Raw genomic sequence first — 18862 nt, forward strand, 5'->3', positions numbered from 1 at the left:
TTTTCCTAAGACGTATATGCAATCGTAGGAACGACTTAGGAATAACAGCGAGAGGAACTGAGGAGTTGGTGTCTGACGCCTAAAAACTCGAACTACTCAAATACAAGCCGGTGAGTTTCGATTGAAAGCTGGAATGGCGAAATCATTCCGGCCGGTGAACGCTATCCCAACAACACAATGCAAACGAAACGAACAAAAGGCACGTATGTCCTTGCTCTGGTGGTTTGAGCTTCATTTGCCCACGCAGGATCACGTCAAATCACCCAGTGGGGCCAAAACTTTCGGTGTGAATATGTTCCGGAGAGATGCCGCGGCGTTCCAGATCGGCCTGGATCTCGGCCATGAAACTGACAGGGCCGCACAGAAAGTAATGCGCGCTGGCATCGTTGATCAGTTGCGCCAGAAGCGCCCCATCGACACGGCCATGCGAGTCATAGTCCATTCCGAACTCATCCTCTGGCGTTGGTTGGCTATAGGCCACATGCGTCGTGATCCCCGGCCGCCTAGAGGCCAGATCGTGAACTTCACCGGCCATTGGATGGTGCTGACCGTCCCGAGCACCGTGGATGAACCAGACAGGGCGGTTGCCGCGCTCGTCTGCGACCTTATTCAGAATGCTCAACATCGGTGTGATACCAACACCTGCGCTGACCAGAACCAATGGGCACCGGTCGCAAGTCATTGTGAAATCACCCGCTGGCCGACGGCTGTTGATGATTGCGCCCAGTTCCAGATGATCGTGCAGAAACTGCGATGCGATCCCTTTTGGCTCACGCTTGACCGTAATCCGATAGCGATGATTGTTCGGTCCGTTACTGAGCGAATAGGTCCGGCGCACCGGTTCGGCGATCCCTGGAATTTCAAGCTCGATTGGCAGGTATTGCCCGGGCTCGAACCCAGCCAAGTGGCCACCGTCGCGAGCTTCGAAAACAAACGAGGCGACATCGACGCTTTCACGGATCTTTTCGATCAGGCGGAGCGATCGGACAGAATCTGCATCCGAAGTCCATCTGAGGCTGACTGCCGCGCGGATTTCCACGACCTCGTCAATCTCCAGTGTCACCAGCCGCCGCGCCCCCGGGAAATTTGTGATCTCATCGCTGGCCCAGTCGATCGAGGCGACGCCGGTCAGTTGCAGCAAGCTGCCGCTTTCGAAATCGACGAACAGAAATCCCGCCCTTGGGTCGAGCAACAGGTTGCCGATAGTGTTGAAGTGGTTATTGCCGGCATAGTCGGGAAACCGCAGCCGCCGGTTGTCCAGAACCTGCACGAAACCACGGTCGCCACCGCGATGGGACGCATCCATCCCGTAAGTCGGGCTTTCGCCCTCTTCGCGATAGCCGCTGGCGATAAAGAAAGTATCGGCTGTTTCGATCCACCGGACCTGATCCGGCGTCAAGTATTGGCCGAGTGTTGTCGGTCCGGGCCTCGAGTCATCAACCCGGTGCCACGCGCGTTCACGGATATACTGCGGGCAGTTGCCAAAGGTCTGGTCAACGTGAAAATCAAAACCGGTCGGAGTGACGCGTCCGGCGCGGCCATTGATACGGTTGCGCCGACGCGTGGCCAGTTCAATACCAAGGATGCCAACATCGCTTTTGGGGTGAAGGGCACCGTGCAATGCATCGCCTTGGGCTGGCAAGGCAGTAATGGAAAGCGTTTTGTTATCTGGTGCAGAGACGAACCCGTCTGGCCCTTCCAATAACGTAACCCAGGGCCGACCTTGCGCATCGCGCGCGGCCATCACAAGAAACGGCAGGGCGGTATGAAAATCCCGATGCTGTTCGGGCATGTGGTCGCGGACAACTTTCCGTGCCCAGTGTTCAATGTCGCGGACACCCAGCCGCGCCTGCGCCATGTGTTCACCCCGATGAAAAGGGGAAGTGCTGCTGTCGCTGGGTTCGATGGAAATCATGGGGTCTCTCCTGGGGCGGCAAAGTTTGGACGCATGCGCCCGGTCCTGACGGCCGGGCGCGCTCTGGTGTCAGGCGGCGAGGCCGACCTTGGTGCTTTGCATGGCCACAAAGCCGGGCAACGCCTCAACCCGGGCCAGCAGGGCGCGGATATTGGGATAATCATCCAGTGAAACGTTTCCCTCAGGCGCATGGGCCGTATAGCTGTAGATCGCGACATCAGCGATGGATGGGCTGGTTCCGACCAGCCAGTCGCGTCCGTTCAAATGCGCCTCAAGCCGGTCAAAGGCGGATTTGGCGATGGCCTTGGCACGTTCTGCATCCAGTTGAGCGCCAAAAACGGTGATCAATCGTGCTGCCGCAGGGCCGTGGGCGATGTCGCCGGCGGCCAGCGACAAGAACTTCTGAACTTCCGCCTCGCGCACCGGATCAGTCGGCAGCCAATCAGGCGCGTATTTCCGCGCAAGGTACACGAGGATAGAGTTGGAGTCGGCGATCGCGATTTCACCGTCCTCAATCACCGGCACCTGCCCGGCAGGGTTCAGGGAAAGAAACGGCTCTTTCTTGTGTTCGCCAGACAGCAGGTCGACATCGATCAGCTCGTGATTGATGCCGCCAAGCTTGGCGAATAGTTCCACCCGGTGTGAATGCCCGGACAAGGGATGACGGTGGATACGGATTGCGTTTGGCATGTCTGTTTCCTTTCGGAGGAGTTTCTTGGGAGCGAGCTGGCGATGTTCGTCAGCGGTCACTGGCTAGAACATGGCAAAACCTTTCTTAGTTATAATCCTGCGTTTTATTCAGTAACTATGAACAAATTGGGTATAATTGACCAAACACCAACCTGACGAAGGAGCGCTGCGTTGGATACAATTGACACGATGCGGGCATTTATGGCGGTTGCTCATGAGGGATCGTTCACTGCCGCGGGGCGGCGGCTGGGCCTGTCTACCAAACTGGTCAGCAAGTATGTTGCCCAGTTGGAGGCCAAGCTATCGACGCAGCTGTTCAACCGGACAACCAGAAGCGTTTCGTTGACGGACGTCGGCATCGCGTACCTTGAACGCTGCCGCCCGATCGTGGAACAAATCGACGAGCTGGAAGACCTTGTTCAGGAGCGGCAATCGGCACTGGCCGGGCCAATCCGATTAACCGCACCAACCGGGTTCGGCAGCATCAACCTGACTCAGGCTTTGGCTTCGTTTCTGCGGGCGCATCCGAAGGTCGATATCGACCTTAAACTGTCGGACTCGCGCGTGGCGCTTGTTGAAGAGGGGTTCGATCTTGCCATACGGATCGGGGTGTTGCGGGATTCGACCCTGATTGCGCGGAAGCTGTCCGATATGCCGCTGATCGTCTGCGCGTCGCCTGATTATCTAGCGGAAAGGGGGCGTCCGGGTGATCCGATGGCACTGGCCACACATAACTGCCTGATTGACGAAAATCCGGCCGACGCAACAGCATGGAGGTTTCGAGCCGGGACAAGGGATATTGTGGTCAAGGTGGCGGGAATGTTTCATGCCAATGCCCCGGCGGCGATTGCCAACATGGCGATCGCCGGGCTGGGTATTGCGCGTTGCCCGCACTATGTGATTGCCCGCAGTCTGGAAGAGGGTACCCTAGAGCACCTGTTTCAGGACTATGAAACGGAAAACTTCGGCCTCTATGCGCTCTATCCACCCAATCGTCACCTGACGACCCGGGTGCGCGCGTTGATTGATTTTCTGGCGCAGCATTTTCGATCAGGCTGACATCCAGCAACTGAAACGGATCCACAGTCCAGCCACAACCGTGGCGGTTGTTCCGCAAATTCTTGAGAACGTTAGGCAGAACTTTCGTTTTGGTGCATGAGATGAAGAGTATTTCCCGCTTTGTCGAAAGCGCGGTAGAGATACATCCACTTTCCATGGACATGCACACGGACCTATATGGCGTCCATGCGCCAAGAATTCAGTGTAGGACGCTTCATCGATTGCGCGCGGTACGATCACCGGTGAAAACCGCTTGACCCACATGTTCTATGTAGCATGGTCCACGCGCAATCCCCGTTCAGCAATGATTTCCTCAAGGCCGCGACAGAAAACTGTCTACCTCAGTAGAAATACACGGCTTACAAAGCCGCACCTTTGGGAAAGTGGCGGCTTTTCAAGAAGATCACATAGAAACCTATTCGCAGCGGCTTCGAAGGCAAAGAGAAACCGAATACAGACTTTCACCAACCTCGCTCGAAAGCTTGACACCCCCGTCGCTGTTAGTCTGCCTTGGCGGGCAATATCCGGCGCCGCCAGACGCAGGCACCGGGCAGCGATGATGTCGCGCGGTCTACATCAGATCGTTTTCCACGTCTTCCGCAGATATCCCCAGTGCGTCCAGACCATTCTCAAGGTGGTCAGACATGTGCGGTGTTCCGATCAGGTAGTCTGCACAAGGGGTCGATGCCTCAGACTTGGCGGTGGCGATGGCCTCGGCCAGATCTTCCGCAAAAAAGCTCTCGCGCCCGATCCACATGATGGCGACCAGTTCGGCCTGCTCGTCTTCGCTCATGCGGTCGATGAACGCCCGCAATTCGCCCTCGGCCCGGTTCAGCTCGCGGCCCATCATGGCGACCTGGGCGACTTTTCTTGCCGAGATTTCCAACATCTCTTCGACTCCTCGTGTTCGCGGTTGTTACGCCATCACAACCACTGGCAGGCGCCTGCGTCTTTGATCTTGAACAAACAGGCTGGTCACTGCCCCACACGCGATACTGGATGATCAGGCACAGGTTCCTTGCGAAACGGACGGAAGGCAGCTTTTTTCAGCCACAACCTGAAGGCCTGCCATAAGATCAGCGCAAAAGTGCGCCGCGAACCGAATGGGCGACGCAGAGAAGACCAAAGGATCACCCGGCTGGTCAATGGCTGGCGCGGTCCGGTCAGTGTCGCGATCAACCCGCCACCCGCGCGCGTGTAGTCGATCCACACACCAACCCGATCCGGGCTGTAGTCGAAGCGGAACGTATAGCTGCCTTCAATCTTCTGGAAGGGCGAGACATGCATCACCTTTTCGGCCGCCAATCGGTCGGTTGGTTCGATGGTTGAAAAATCCGGCTTATGGCACAGATAACTGTGGCGCGTTCCAAAGGTGTTCGTCACCTCGGCCACCACGGCGTAAAGCTGATCATCGCGGTCAAAGCAAAACCAAAAACTGACGGGATTAAAAACGTGGCCCAGCACCCTTGGCTGGGTCAGCAGCATGACCTGCGCGGGTTGCGGAATATCCATCTCGGTAAATCGCGCGCGCAGCCAGGCGGCACCATGGCCTTGACCCGGCTTTCCTCCGTGATCGCGGGTTCGCCAGTTGGTGACATTCGTCCGGTCCATTGAAAACAGAAAAGGCGTGGTCAACCGGGCTTCGGGATCAAACAGGATGTAATCGACAGAATACCGGAAGGCGTTGTCGATTGCCCCCTTGCGGCCGTGATAGGTGTGGCCTGCAACATGATCTATCGTTTTTACCATCCGATATCTTCTGGTCCTTGCACAACCGCCAGAGCAGTCGTGATTTCTTTTTTGCCGCTGGTGTTCATATTACGAGACTTGGCCGGGAGCGGATCAAAATGTTCCGATAAAGTGATCCGGCTTGGGACATGCGCCGTAATATGGTTATGTTTACCGAGACCAACACAGCGACCTTGGACGGACCAGCGGTTGAAACACCCGCCCCTCAACCTTGGCGCGTCCACAAACGCATCAAGGGTAGGCGGGTGAACGAAATCAACAGCAAGCGCGAGACCAGGGCCGAATGGGTGGACCACGTCAGACGCATCCGGGATGCGCAGGATCAGGCGGCATTTGCCGAGCTGTTCCAGCACTTCGCGCCGCGTATCAAGGCGTTCCTGATGAAGTCAGGGGCTGATGCCACCATGGCAGAAGAATGCGCGCAAGAAGTGATGGCGACCTTGTGGCACAAGGCCCACCTGTTCGACCCGACGCGTGCCACCGTGGCCACATGGGTGTTCACCATCGCTCGGAACAAGCGCATTGACGTGCTGCGCAAGCAACGCCGCCCTGAACCCGAAGATCTGGGTTGGGGGCCCGAGGCTGAGCCTGATCAGGATGACGTCATCGCGCTGCAACAGGAAACTGCGCAACTGCGCACTGCCTTGAAAGCGTTGCCGGATGCACAGCGGGACCTGATTGAGAAGGCATATTTCGGCGACCTGAGTCACCGGGAAATTGCGTCACAAACCGGGTTGCCGCTGGGAACGATCAAATCACGCATACGGCTGGCGCTGGACCGCTTGCGCCACGCGATGAACTGAGATGAGTAAGATGAGCAAGTTGATCAAACATCACCTGACAGATGACCTGCTGATGGCCTATGCCGCAGGCGGTCTGCCCGAAGCCTTCGATCTGATGGTCGCCACGCATCTGTCCCTGTGCGACCACTGCCGCGCGCGCGCAGAAAGCTATGACGCCGTTGGCGGGCATGTTCTGGACGAGCAGAGTGAGGGTGTCAGCATGAGTGAAACTTCACTGGCGGCCACGATGGCTTTGATCTCCCAAGGTGCTCCGGCGCCCAAGCCCGTTCGCCCGGGATGTGCAGTTCTGCCGGCCCCGTTGCAGGATTACGTGGGCGGAACAGTCAAGGACATCCGCTGGAGGTCGATAGGTATGGGCGTCAAACAGGCGATCCTGCCGACCACCAAAGACGCCACCGCCCGCTTGCTTTTCATTCCGGCCGGTGCTGCCGTGCCGGATCATGGCCACAACGGCATGGAGCTGACAATGGTTCTGCAAGGGGCTTTCACGGACGAGGTTGACCGTTTTGCCCGTGGCGATGTTGAAATCGCTGACGAGGATCTGGAACACACACCCGTCGCGGATATCTCGGAAGACTGCATATGCCTGGCGGTTACGGACGCGCCGCTGAAATTCAACAAGCTGATGCCGCGCCTGTTCCAGCCCTTTCTGCGTATCTGAACCCTTGCAGGCGCTGGCCCATCAGAACCGGCCCGGTGCCGGTTCAGTTCTTCAACAGGATGTTCAGCCTTCGTGACGTGCCAGCGGCACAACCTCTGTTTCAGTATCGGGCGCGATTTCTTCGAAGTCGAAATTATCCAGCCGCTGCGCCCGGCGGCCAGCCTTTTCGGCACTGATCTTGATTTCCGAGATATCCTTGGCCGCCTGCCCGAAGTGACGGTCGAGGTTTGAAACGCGGTCGCCCAGACGGTCCACGTCCTTGTGCAGCAATCCCAGTTCTTTGCGGATCGCACCGGCCTGTTCACGCATGCGCGCATCTTTCAGGATCGCCCGCATCGTGTTCAGCGTGGCCATACAGGTGGTGGGCGAGACGATCCAGACCCTTGCGGCAAACCCTTCGCGCACCACATCGGGCAGGCGGGCGTGCAGCTCGGCATAGATCGCTTCGGACGGGACGAACATCAGGGCACCGTCAGCGGTTTCCCCGTCGAGGATGTATTTCTCGGAAATCGCCTTGATATGCACTTTCACGGCAGCGCCAAAAGCCCGCAGGCATCTTTCAACATCCGCCTTGGTCTGCGCGGCGGCAAGTGCCTCGAAATCCTCAAGCGGGAATTTCGCGTCAATCACGATCGGGCCGGGCGGGTTCGGCAGATGCACCAGGCAATCCGCGCGCCTGCCGTTCGACAAGGTGGCTTGCAGCGAATAGCTGTCCGCGGGCAGCGCCTTGGACACGATATCGTTCAGCTGAATCTCACCAAACATCCCGCGCCGCTGCTTGTTCGACAGGATATCCTGAAGGCTGAGAACATCGCCCGACAGTTTCGTGATATTGTCCTGCGCCTTGTCGATGGCGGCCAGACGTTCCTGCAGCTGCGTCAGTGATGTCGCCGTCTGTTTTGACGAACCGTGCAGGGTTTCCTTCATCCGTTCCTGCATCTCGGCCAGCGCGCGAGCCGATTTCATCGCGTTATCCGCCAGCCGGTCATTCATCTGCTGCTGAACCGAGGACAAGCGTGCCTCGACCGTCTGGATCACCTGCACCTGCGCGTTGGCCTGTGTGTCCGAAACATGCTGCAAGCCGCCGCGCAACTGTTCCTGCCCCTGCCCCAACTGCTGCACATGCTGACCCAGAAGCGCCATCTGCCGCGCCAGCGGTTCCGCCATCCGGGCCGAGCGATTGGCGGCGCGCAACGACAGGAACAGCAGCAGCAGGATCAGCGCGACTGTTCCGCCCGCAACCAGAATCACGGGATCATTCAGCGCTATTTCAATACCTGCAATCTGGATCATGGGGTTCAGTATGTTCTCGTTTTGTTTCTGTCTTCTTAAGGCCTGTTTGACACCAAATCAACTGCGCCCGAACAGGCGTTCGATATCGCTTAGCTTCAGTTCCACATATGTGGGTCGCCCGTGATTGCACTGGCCGGAATGCGGCGTCGCCTCCATCTCGCGCAGCAGGGCGTTCATTTCCTCGGCCCGCATCCGGCGGCCGGACCGGACCGAGCCGTGGCAGGCAACCCGGCTGAGGATCGCCTCGATCCTTGCCTGCACCATCTGTGTTTCGCCCTGATCGGCCAGTTCGTCGAGGATATCCAGGATCATCGCGCGCGCATCGACCTCGCCCAGAATGGCCGGGGTTTCGCGCACGGCAATTGCGCCTCCGCCAAAGGGTTCGATGGTCAGCCCCAAACGGGACAGATCATCACAGACCGCCATCAGACGGGCGCAGTCGCCTTCGGACAACTCAACAATCTCAGGGATCAAAAGTGCCTGCGCCGCGACGCCTGTCTCGGCCATCTGTGTTTTCAGCTTTTCATAGACCAGCCGTTCATGCGCGGCGTGCTGATCAACGATCACCATTCCATCGGCAGTCTGGGCGATGATGTAGTTTTCATGCACCTGCCCGCGCGCAGCGCCCAGCGGAAGGTTTTGCGCATCAGGCTCCTGACCCTGTGATACGGGTGCAACCGGGGTCGGATCGACAATGCTGCCGCTGTAATCATGCGCCAGTTCCGCAAAACCCGGAGCCTGCGCCCGGTACGCGGCCTGGCGCGCTGCGGGCGACGGGCGATCCATCTGATAGACCCGCGCTGGTGCAGACTGCGCAGGCTCCGGTCTCATTGCACCCAGGGTCGCATTGGCCACGGTCGATGACGCACGATGCCCTGCCTCGGCCAAAGCGTGGCGCAGGCTGGACACGATAAGCCCGCGCGCAACGCCGGGATCGCGGAACCGGACCTCGGACTTGGCAGGGTGAACGTTCACGTCAACCAATGTCGGGTCGCAGTCGATGAACAATGCCGCGGCCGGGTGACGGTCCCGGCTGAGGAAATCGAAATAGGCCGCCCGCAAAGCGCCGGTCAGCATCTTGTCGCGCACGGGACGCCCGTTGACGAAAAGGTACTGCGCCACCGCAGCGCCACGGGAATAGGTCGGCAGGGCCGCATAACCAAAAAGCCTGAGACCGTCGCGCGTGGCATCGATCCGCAGCGCATTCTCGGCAAACTCGCGCCCTATCACACGGGCAAGACGGGCGTGCAGGGCATCAAACAGGTCGCCATTCTCGCGATCCGCGCGGAAGATAACACGGCCTTCGCCACCGCCCGAGACATCGCGCAGGGTAAATGTGACGGATGGTTCGGCCATCGCCAGCCGTTTCACCATGTCCGTGATCGCCTGCGCCTCGGCCCGGTCGGTGCGCATGAATTTCAGCCGTGCGGGGGTGGCGAAAAACAGATCGCGCAGCTCGACCACCGTGCCCGCGCGCAGGGCGGCAGGCTTGACCGAACCCATCTTGCCACCCGCAACATGGATCTGCGCCGCGTCCGCACCGGGCACGCGACTGGTTATGGTCAGGCGTCCGACAGCCCCCAACGAGGGCAAAGCTTCGCCTCGAAACCCGAAGGTGTGGATATTCAGCAGGTCCGATCCGTCGATCTTTGATGTGGCATGGCGCGACAGGGCAAGCGGCAAATCTTGGGCCGGGATACCGCAGCCATCGTCGGTCACGCGGATCAGTGTCTTTCCCCCGTCGGCGATTTCGACGGCTACACGCGCGGCCCCGGCATCAAGTGCATTCTCGACCAGTTCCTTGACCGCCGAGGCCGGGCGTTCCACCACTTCACCCGCCGCAATACGGTTGATGGCAGCATCGTCAAGCTGTCTGATCACGGGGCGATTTTCGCTGATATTGGGGTTTGTTTGCGCCATACCCCTAGACCTAGCACAACCGCGCACGATTCTGCCACCGGTTTGAGCATGTCTTCTGATCGGAAAGTGGCGCCCGGATGGCCGTGAATGAATCCCCATTCCGTACCATCCGGGCGTACCAAAGTGAGTGGTGTGTTCAGCTAATCAATGGGCAGCCCTCTAGCACGAGACTTCCCAAAAATCTGCTTAAGATTAACCTTAACGGCATCTGGGCAGAGTTTGGCCGATGACGCATAGGCATCTGCGGCAGGAAAATGCCGTCTCAGGCTGACGTCTGAACACCAACGCGTGTGCGGCATGGGCCAAACATGGCCGCCAGCGCCAGGATCAGCCCGGACATCGTTGCGATCATCCCTGCCGCACTGACCGCATCCGCCGCGCCCAGCCACAGGGGCCCGTAGCCTGCCAGCACATACCCCGTCACGGCAGAGGTTACGGCGATCACGACACTCCAGCCAATCTGCGCCTCAAGCCGGTTGGTCAGCATCCGCGCAGCTGCCGGAGGGCAGATAAACATCGCGATCACGATGATCGAGCCCACAGCGTCAAAAGCGGCAACCGCCGCGATAGCCGCAGTAATGACGAGCGCCATGCCCAGAAGCCCCGTGCGAATACCAATCGTGCGGGCGAAACCTTCGTCAAAGGTGGAAATTTTCAGCGGCCGCCAGAACAGCCATGTAAACAGCATCACACCCACCAGTGTCAGCGCAATACGGGGCAGTTCCGGGGGCAATCCGGCAAGGGCCTGAGCGTCCAGCAACGAAGACCACCCGGTCGCGTCCAGCCAGATCAGGCTTTCGAGATTGCCGTAAAGCGCATGTTCCACATCCAGATGCACGGTTGACGTATCCGTCTGCTCAAGCAGCAGGACGCCTGCCGCGAACATGGTGGTAAAGACCACGCCCATGGCAGCCCCGGGTTCGATCTGCCCCAGCCGGCGAATGGCCTCGATCAGGACCACGGCCAGAACCGCGGCCCCTGCCGCACCCAACATCATCGGCCAGGTGGATATGGCCCTGGTCAACAGAAACGCAACAACGATACCCGGCAGCACCACATGGCTGATCGCATCGCCGATCAGCGCCTGTTTTCGCAACACAAGAAAGTTGCCGGGCAAGGCACAGGCGATGGCCGCACATGTTCCGATCAGCAGCGGCGTCAGAGACAGCGGAACGAATTCTTCACCACTCATGCCGGTATCCCCTGCGGTCCGCCAATCTGGCGGTCGATCTCATCAATCTGGTCGCGTGTCAGAACGGTTTCGATATCGCGCAATCCGTCATATAGCGCAGCTGTCGCCTCGTGCGCCTGATCGGCGCGCACGATTTCCCATCGCTTTTCATCCCGCAGGGCCTTGGCCGCGCGGGCCTTGCCGGTGTCCGTCGCCACGCCATCCGCCCGGACCAGCCCGGCACGCCGCAGCAAACGCAGAGTCAGGGGTTCATAGATCTTCTGCCCTTGTGCCAGCGCCAGAAGTCCCTGACGAATATGCACCCGGCGCTGAAACCGCAGATGCCGCAGCACCGCCGCCAGAACGCCACGCATCGGGGCGAAGAAGAGGGATGCAAGGAAAAAGGCAAAGCTGACCAGCACGATAATCGGGCCGGTTGGAAGATTGGGCGCGGATGCGGATATGGCAGCGCCGATATATCCGGCCAGCCCACCGGCCAACCCGGCCAACAGAACAACGCGTTCCGAGCGGTCAGACCAAAACCGGGCGGTCACTGCCGGAATGATCAGCAAAGCCACGATCAGGATCAGGCCGACGATTTTCAGGCCGACCACGGTCACGGCCATGACCAGCCCCATCATGGCCAGGTCGATACGATGCACTGGCAACCCGCGCGCCGCTGCGTATTCGGGGTCGAATGCGACAAGGGTCATCGGACGACGGATGATCAGCACCAGAGCCAAGGTCAAGGCGCCACCAAGTGCGATGATCACCGCATCGGCCCACAGCATTCCAGCGGTCGAACCCAACAGGAAACCTTCCAGCCCGGCCCGACGGCCAACCCCCATGGTTTGGATGACCGTCAGCAGCACGATCCCAAAGCCGAAGAACACAGACAGGACCGCACCGATCGCGGCGTCCTCGGCCAGTCGGGTGCGCCGTGTCAGCCAGTTCATGCACAACAGACCAACCCAGGCTGAAATGGCGGACCCCACCAACAGGCCCGGCAGGTTGCGCCCGTCCCCACCCAGCGCGACCAGCACCATGAAAGCGATACAGACGCCCGGCAGGGTTGCATGGCTGATTGCGTCGCTGACAAGGGCGCGCTTGCGCAGAAACAGGAAGGTCCCTGTCACGCCCGCCGACACGCCAAGCAATGTCGCACCGATGGCAACCAGCGTGGCGTTATAGCCAAGCTGAAGGGTCAGAGCATCCCAAAGCATGAACTATCCCAGCGCGCGTGAAATCTGATCGATCTGGGCCGTTGCCAACCTGCCACCATAGGCCGATTGCAGCGTTTCCGCCGTGAAGGCCTCGGCCACCGGCCCCTCGGCCACCTTGCGGGTATTGATCAGGAAAACGTGGTCGAAATAGTCGGTCACGGTGGCCAGATCGTGATGCACGACAACAACTGTCTTACCGGCCTCTTTCAGGGATTTCAGCACCGCGATGATGGCTTTTTCGGTGGCGGCGTCGACACCGGCAAACGGCTCGTCCAGCAGGTACAGATCAGCATCCTGAGCCAGAGCACGCGCCAGAAACACACGCTGTTGCTGGCCACCGGACAACTGGCCTATCTGGCGATCCGCGAAATCGCGCATTCCGACACGGTTCAGGCAATCCATCGCACGGGCCTTGTGGCGCGCGCGCAAGCGGCCCAACAGGCCCAGTTCACGCGACAGACCCATCAGAACCACGTCGATCACACGTGTCGGGAAATCCCAGTCCACGCTGGCACGCTGGGGAACATAGGCAACACGTGCGCGTTGCGAATTCAGCGGCTGACCAAATACGGTCACCTGCCCCGACAATGGCGTAACGATGCCCAGCGCCGCCTTGAGCAGCGTTGACTTTCCAGCACCGTTCGGCCCGATAATGGCGGTCATCGCGCCGGGCGTTACCGTCATATCAACCGAAAAGACCGCTGGCTTCTGCCCGTAGGAAACCGTCAGACCCCGCACAGCCAGAGGGCTGTCATCCAGATTATGTTCCTGGATCGTCACACCTTCGTTGCTGATCAGCCCCAGCATCTTTCAGAACCCCGCTGACAGTTTGCCGTCCATGCCGCGATCGGGAACTTCTCCGCCCAATGCGCCTGCGATGACGGTGATATTGTGATCCAACATCCCGATGTAAGTGCCTTCGTAGGTGCCATCCTCGCCCATGGCGTCCGAGAACAACTCGCCCCCGACCTTCACCTCGTGCCCTTTGGCTTCGGCCCCTTCGATCAGCGCGCGGATCGACCGGTCAGAAACCGAGCTTTCGACGAAGACCGCCGTGATCCGGCGATCAACCAACAGGTCAACCAACTCTCCGATCCGGTTCAGGCCCGCCTCGGATTGGGTCGAGATGCCCTGAATGCCCAGAACCTCGAACCCGAAACTTTCACCGAAATAGCCAAAGGCGTCGTGGGCGGTGACCAGAACCTTGTTGTGATCCGGTACCGAAGACAGGGTTTCCTCGGCATAGGCCGTCAGACGATCTATGTCCGCCAGATGGGCTTGTGCGTTCGCGGCAAAAACCTCTGCTGCTTCGGGGCGTGCCTCCGTCAGCGCACGCTGCACTTCCAGAACAACCTCGCGCCACAGCGCGGGTGTCATCCAGACATGCGGATCATACTTGTCGGCATAATCATCATGCGCACGCAGCATGGACTTATCTACGCCCTCTGCAACCGCAATGACGGTCCGTTTCCGCTCGAGATCATGAAAGAAGTCTTCCATTTGCGCTTCGAGATACAGGCCGTGCCACAGAACCAGATCTGTCCGAGTCATCGCCACGATATCGCTGCGCGTCTGGCGATAGGCATGGGGATCAACGCCGGGGCCCATAAGCCCTCTGACCTCAACCAGATCACCGCCGACCTGACGCGCTGCATCTGCAATCATGCCCGTCGTGGCCACCACTTTCAGCGGTGCACCGGCAAACGCCATAGCTGGCACCGAAAGGGCCAGAGCCAAAAATGCAAGGCAATGCCGACGAATCATTTCCAACCTCGATTTGGATACGTGTTGGATCAAATATGAGAGCCATTCGCAACTAAGTCAACGCTAATGAGAATTATTCGCAAGAAAACCTCTGTTATTTGTCCAAATGGTCAAAAATATTCGATCATTGCGCCGGAACACCTTCCATTCCCGGGCCACCCGTGCGATTTTGTCGCAAACCTCCCAAAGGACGTAACCATGGATACGCAGAGCTCAGAAAGCCCCGTGCGCACCGCGCATCTGCCGCAAGTGACCGAACCCCGGAACCCCGGAATGGAACTGGATCTGGACTGGGTGCGCGCCGTTCAGGCCAATACTTCCGCGATTGAACGCCGTGCGGCCACATTGCCGGGCCGCCGTTCGGTCAAGAAGGAATATCAGGCTGCGTGGCTGCTGAAAGCCATCACGATGATCGACCTAACCACGCTGTCGGGCGATGATACGGTGGGCCGTGTGCGCCGCCTGTGTGCAAAGGCCCGTCAGCCGGTTGCGCCTTCGGTTCTTCAGGCGCTGGACATGCCGCCGATCACAACCGGGGCGGTTTGTGTCTATCACGACATGATCGAAACCGCCGTAGACGCTCTGAAAGGCACTGGCATTCCGGTCGCTGCCGTGTCCACCGGCTTTCCCGCAGGCCTGTCCCCGTTCCATCTGCGCGTGGCTGAGATCGAGGAAAGCGTGAAGGCCGGGGCCGAGGAAATCGACATCGTAATCTCGCGCCGTCACGTGCTGTCGGGGGACTGGCAGGCCCTGTATGATGAGATGAAGGCGTTCCGCGTGGCTTGTGGCGATGCCCATGTCAAAGCCATTCTTGCGACCGGAGAATTGGGTAGCCTGCGCAATGTCGCGCGCGCCTCGCTGGTGTGCATGATGGCCGGGGCGGATTTCATCAAGACCTCGACCGGCAAGGAAAGCGTCAACGCCACCCTGCCCGTGTCGTTGGTGATGATCCGCGCGATCCGCGACTATTATGACCGCACCGGATATCGGGTCGGCTACAAGCCTGCGGGTGGTATTTCGAAAGCCAAGGACGCGCTGGTTTATCTGTCGCTGATCAAGGACGAGCTGGGTGATCGCTGGCTGGAACCGGATCTGTTCCGCTTTGGCGCCTCATCGTTGCTGGGCGATATCGAGCGGCAGTTGGAACACTATGTCACCGGGGCTTACTCGGCTGGTTACAGACACTCGATGGGCTGAGCCCGTGGGTATGTCTGGACAGTGAGTATTTGGGAAAAGATGAAGTCATGACAGTCAAAGAGATTTTTGAGACCATGGAATACGGCCCCGCCCCCGAAAGCGCCGCCGAGGCACTGGCCTGGCTGGTCGATCAGGGCGACAAGTTCGGACACTATATCGATGGTGCTTTCACCAAGCCGGGCAAAGGGTTTGACAGCCGCAACCCGGCGACCGGGGAGGTTCTGGCCAAGCTGACGCAGGCCAAGCAGGCCGACGTGGACGCCGCTGTTGCCGCCGCGCGCAAGGCTCAGCCGAAATGGGAGAAACTGGGCGGCGCGGGCCGTGCGCGGTATCTGTATGCAATTGCGCGACTGCTGCAAAAGCATTCGCGTCTGTTTGCGGTGCTGGAAAGCCTCGACAACGGCAAACCGATCCGGGAATCGCGTGACATCGATATTCCGCTGGCGCAGCGGCATTTCTATTACCACGCCGGTATGGCGCAGCTGATGGAAAGCGAGCTGCCCGACGCTGAAGCGTTGGGTGTGTGCGGTCAGATCATTCCGTGGAACTTCCCCCTGCTGATGTTGGCGTGGAAGATCGCGCCTGCGCTGGCAATGGGAAATACGGTGGTTATGAAACCCGCTGAATATACCTCGCTGACGGCGCTGTTATTTGCCGATATCTGCACACAGGCCGGTCTGCCGAAAGGTGTCGTCAACATCGTCACCGGAGACGGTACCGTGGGCGAGATGATCGTGGCCTCGGACGTGGACAAGATTGCCTTTACCGGCTCGACTGTTGTGGGCCGCCGCATCCGTGGGGCCACTGCCGGATCTGGCAAGGAACTGACATTGGAGTTGGGCGGCAAATCCGCGTACATCGTCTTTGATGACGCCGATATCGACTCGGCCATCGAAGGGCTGGTGGATGCGATCTGGTTCAATCAGGGTCAGGTCTGCTGTGCAGGTTCGCGCCTGCTGGTGCAGGAAGGCATCGCCGACCGTTTCCACGACAAGCTGCGCGCCCGGATGGACACGCTGCGTGTCGGCAATCCGCTGGACAAATGTATCGACGTGGGCGCGGTTGTGGACCCGGTTCAGTTGCAGACCATCAAAGGAATGGTCGAAAGCAACACAGCGGGCCATGTGCATCAAGCTGCCTGCGATCTTCCCGCAAACGGCTGCTATTACCCGCCGACACTGATCTCGGGGCTCGAGACCTCGGACCCGTTGATGCAGGAAGAGATCTTTGGCCCGGTGCTGGTGTCTTCGACCTTCCGCACACCGGAAGAGGCCGTCGAGCTGGCCAACAACACCCGGTATGGTCTGGCAGCGACCGTCTGGACCGAGAATGTGAACCTTGCGCTGGATATCGCGCCCAAGCTGGTTGCGGGCGTCGTCTGGGTGAATGCCACCAATCTGTTTGACGCCGCTGCCGGGTTCGGTGGGGTCCGCGAAAGCGGCTTTGGCCGCGAAGGTGGTTGGGAAGGGCTGACCGCCTATACCAGACCCAAGGGTAAGGCCAAGCCGCTGGCAAAGGTCGAGGCAGCCATGGGCGAAGGGGCCCCGGTCGATCCGATCGACCGCACTGCCAAGTTGTATGTCGGCGGCAAGCAGGCGCGGCCCGATGGTGGATATTCGAAACCGGTTTGGGGCAAGTCCGGCCTGCTGGGCCATGTGGGTCTTGCCAACCGCAAGGACGTGCGCAACGCGGTCGAGGCCGCGGCAGGTGCAAAAGGCTGGTCCAGGGCCACCGGCCATCTGCGGGCCCAGATCCTGTATTACATCGGCGAAAACCTCTCGGCCCGCGCCGGTGAATTCGCGGCGCGGATCGACGCCATGACCGGCAGGAAAGACGGCGCGAAAGAAGTTGAGGCTTCGATCCAGCGCCTGTTCACTGCCGCCGCCTGGGCCGACAAGTATGACGGCCAGGTCCATGGTGTTCCGATCCGGGGCGTGGCCATCGCCATGAAGGAACCCGTTGGCGTGATCGGTGCGCTTTGCGCGGATGAGGCACCGCTGCTGGGTCTGGTCTCGGCCATGGCGCCTGCGATTGCCATGGGTAACCGGACGGTTCTGGTGGCTTCTGAGCCCTTCCCGCTGGGGGCGACGGATTTCTACCAGATCCTTGAGACTTCGGACGTCCCTGCCGGTGTGGTCAACATCCTGACCGGCAGCCATGCTGAACTGGCGAAACCCCTGGCCTCGCATCTGAATGTCGACGCGGTCTGGTCGTTCTCGTCCACCGACCTGTCGAAAGAGATAGAGGTCGTTTCAGCCGGGAACCTGAAACGGACCTGGGTCAATAACGCGACGGCATTTGATTGGAGCATGGACCATTCTCGCCGCTTCCTTCAGGCTGCAACCGAAGTGAAAAACATCTGGGTGCCCTACGGCGAGTAGGGCTCCCTGCCAACGGAGCGTTTACTTTGGTACTACCGACTGAGAAAACCAATCGGACTTCTATCGCTCGTTTGGTGATTCTTTCTTTGGTCGGCGCATTTGCGTGCTTGGTATTCTTACTCGCAAATCGCGAAACTCTTGTGCTTCCGATGATTGAGGAGATGCGCAACGAACTCAGTCAAGAGAATGGCGCTCACCCAGTAGATCAAAGATAAAGGGCGTTACATGGATTTTTCAGGACACACCGTCATCGTGATTGGCGGAACCAGCGGTATCAATCGAGGCATTGCCGAGGCTTTTGCAGCCTCGGGCGCCAAACTGGCCGTGGCCAGCCGGTCGCAGGAAAAGGTCGATGACACCATCGCCGCGCTGAAAGCCGCAGGCGCACAGGATGCGATTGGGGTTGCGTTTGATGTGCGCGATGCAGGCGCCGTGGCGGCGGGACTGAAGCAGTTCCATGACGCCTTCGGGGATTTCGATGTGCTGATCTCGGGCGCGGCGGGCAACTTCCCGGCGCTGGCGTCCGAGATGTCGGTCAATGCTTTTAAAACAGTGATCGACATTGACCTGATGGGCACGATCCACGTGATGAAGGGGGCGTATCCGTTCCTCAAACGCCCCGGTGCCAGCATCATTAATATCTCGGCCCCGCAGTCCTACCTGCCGTACGAAGGCCAGTCGCATGTTTGCGCCGCCAAGGCGGGGGTGGATCAGATCACCCGCACGCTGTCGATGGAATGGGGTGTCGAAGGGATCAGGGTGAATTCGGTTGTGCCGGGGTTCATCGAAGGCACCGAAGGTGCGAAACGCCTAGCGCCCACCAAAAACGCCCACGAAGAACTGCGCCGCGACGTGCCGTTGGGCCGTTGGGGTCAGCCGCAGGACGTGGCCAATGCCTGCCTGTTCCTCAGCTCGGATCTGGCCAGCTATATCAGCGGCACGGTTCTGGCCGTGGATGGGGCACTTTATCAGCGCGGATCGGGCAAGTTCGGCCAGATGATGGGCGATATGCTGCGGAGTATGAAAAAGGGGTGAG

General features: G+C 59.5%; 16 protein-coding genes. 6 read left to right on the forward strand and 10 right to left on the reverse strand.

Features of this window, described 5'->3' with window-relative positions:
* Nucleotides 1-259: 259 nt before the first annotated feature.
* Together ACR0M9_RS17785 and ACR0M9_RS17790 are read right to left on the reverse strand one after the other, a co-directional pair.
* On the reverse strand, nucleotides 260-1915 hold the full coding sequence (locus tag ACR0M9_RS17785) for an FAD-binding oxidoreductase (RefSeq protein ID WP_480774254.1): 1656 nt from the start codon (nucleotides 1913-1915) through the stop codon (nucleotides 260-262).
* Between the two features lie 69 nt (nucleotides 1916-1984).
* Nucleotides 1985-2605, reverse strand: coding sequence for a glutathione S-transferase family protein (locus ACR0M9_RS17790; RefSeq protein ID WP_480774255.1), 621 nt, complete (start codon nucleotides 2603-2605; stop codon nucleotides 1985-1987).
* A gap of 171 nt (nucleotides 2606-2776) precedes the next feature.
* Between ACR0M9_RS17790 and ACR0M9_RS17795 the strand changes: the two genes are divergently transcribed.
* Nucleotides 2777-3664, forward strand: a complete 888-nt coding sequence (locus ACR0M9_RS17795) for a LysR family transcriptional regulator (protein ID WP_480774256.1) — start codon at nucleotides 2777-2779, stop codon at nucleotides 3662-3664.
* A 571-nt stretch (nucleotides 3665-4235) separates the two neighbouring features.
* On the opposite strand, the gene ACR0M9_RS17800 is transcribed toward ACR0M9_RS17795, so the two are convergent.
* Together ACR0M9_RS17800 and ACR0M9_RS17805 are read right to left on the reverse strand one after the other, a co-directional pair.
* Nucleotides 4236-4553 (reverse strand): DUF3775 domain-containing protein, encoded by a 318-nt coding sequence (locus ACR0M9_RS17800; RefSeq protein ID WP_209505065.1) that lies wholly within the window; start codon nucleotides 4551-4553, stop codon nucleotides 4236-4238.
* An 86-nt stretch (nucleotides 4554-4639) separates the two neighbouring features.
* Complete coding sequence (locus ACR0M9_RS17805; protein ID WP_480774257.1) at nucleotides 4640-5413, reverse strand: DUF1365 domain-containing protein; 774 nt, start codon at nucleotides 5411-5413, stop codon at nucleotides 4640-4642.
* Nucleotides 5414-5559: 146 nt separating this feature from the next.
* Between ACR0M9_RS17805 and ACR0M9_RS17810 the strand changes: the two genes are divergently transcribed.
* Both ACR0M9_RS17810 and ACR0M9_RS17815 read left to right on the forward strand, forming a co-directional pair.
* Nucleotides 5560-6216 carry a sigma-70 family RNA polymerase sigma factor gene (locus ACR0M9_RS17810; RefSeq protein WP_209598534.1) on the forward strand — a complete coding sequence of 219 codons (657 nt, stop codon included), beginning with the start codon at nucleotides 5560-5562 and terminating at the stop codon, nucleotides 6214-6216.
* A 10-nt stretch (nucleotides 6217-6226) separates the two neighbouring features.
* Entirely contained in the window at nucleotides 6227-6877 is a 651-nt protein-coding gene (locus ACR0M9_RS17815; RefSeq protein ID WP_480506488.1) for a ChrR family anti-sigma-E factor, read from the forward strand.
* A 63-nt stretch (nucleotides 6878-6940) separates the two neighbouring features.
* Here the strand turns inward: ACR0M9_RS17815 and ACR0M9_RS17820 are convergent, their stop codons facing one another.
* From ACR0M9_RS17820 to ACR0M9_RS17845, 6 genes are all read right to left on the reverse strand, one after another.
* A complete protein-coding gene (locus tag ACR0M9_RS17820) occupies nucleotides 6941-8170 on the reverse strand; it encodes a DNA recombination protein RmuC (RefSeq protein WP_480774258.1) in 1230 nt (409 codons plus the stop codon).
* 57 nt (nucleotides 8171-8227) lie between these two features.
* The gene (gene mutL / locus ACR0M9_RS17825; RefSeq protein WP_480774259.1) at nucleotides 8228-10090 is read right to left on the reverse strand and encodes a DNA mismatch repair endonuclease MutL; all 1863 of its coding nucleotides are present in this window, start codon (nucleotides 10088-10090) and stop codon (nucleotides 8228-8230) included.
* A gap of 262 nt (nucleotides 10091-10352) precedes the next feature.
* Complete coding sequence (locus ACR0M9_RS17830) at nucleotides 10353-11282, reverse strand: metal ABC transporter permease (protein ID WP_480774260.1); 930 nt, start codon at nucleotides 11280-11282, stop codon at nucleotides 10353-10355.
* Nucleotides 11279-12484, reverse strand: a complete 1206-nt coding sequence (locus ACR0M9_RS17835; RefSeq protein WP_480774261.1) for a metal ABC transporter permease — start codon at nucleotides 12482-12484, stop codon at nucleotides 11279-11281. Before ACR0M9_RS17835 ends, ACR0M9_RS17830 begins: the two co-directional genes overlap by 4 nt.
* A gap of 3 nt (nucleotides 12485-12487) precedes the next feature.
* Nucleotides 12488-13291: a metal ABC transporter ATP-binding protein gene (locus ACR0M9_RS17840; protein ID WP_480560493.1), complete on the reverse strand. Its 804-nt coding sequence runs from the start codon at nucleotides 13289-13291 to the stop codon at nucleotides 12488-12490.
* A gap of 3 nt (nucleotides 13292-13294) precedes the next feature.
* Complete coding sequence (locus ACR0M9_RS17845; protein ID WP_480774262.1) at nucleotides 13295-14248, reverse strand: metal ABC transporter solute-binding protein, Zn/Mn family; 954 nt, start codon at nucleotides 14246-14248, stop codon at nucleotides 13295-13297.
* 198 nt (nucleotides 14249-14446) lie between these two features.
* Here ACR0M9_RS17845 and deoC point away from each other — a divergent pair, with 198 nt between their 5' ends.
* From deoC to ACR0M9_RS17860, 3 genes are all read left to right on the forward strand, one after another.
* Nucleotides 14447-15445 carry a deoxyribose-phosphate aldolase gene (deoC, locus tag ACR0M9_RS17850; RefSeq protein WP_480474226.1) on the forward strand — a complete coding sequence of 333 codons (999 nt, stop codon included), beginning with the start codon at nucleotides 14447-14449 and terminating at the stop codon, nucleotides 15443-15445.
* 47 nt (nucleotides 15446-15492) lie between these two features.
* The gene (locus tag ACR0M9_RS17855) at nucleotides 15493-17826 is read left to right on the forward strand and encodes an aldehyde dehydrogenase family protein (RefSeq protein WP_480774263.1); all 2334 of its coding nucleotides are present in this window, start codon (nucleotides 15493-15495) and stop codon (nucleotides 17824-17826) included.
* 225 nt (nucleotides 17827-18051) lie between these two features.
* Nucleotides 18052-18861 (forward strand): SDR family oxidoreductase, encoded by an 810-nt coding sequence (locus ACR0M9_RS17860; protein WP_480774264.1) that lies wholly within the window; start codon nucleotides 18052-18054, stop codon nucleotides 18859-18861.
* Nucleotide 18862 lies beyond the last annotated feature (1 nt).

This window comes from Ruegeria sp. CH2 (genome assembly GCF_056537065.1).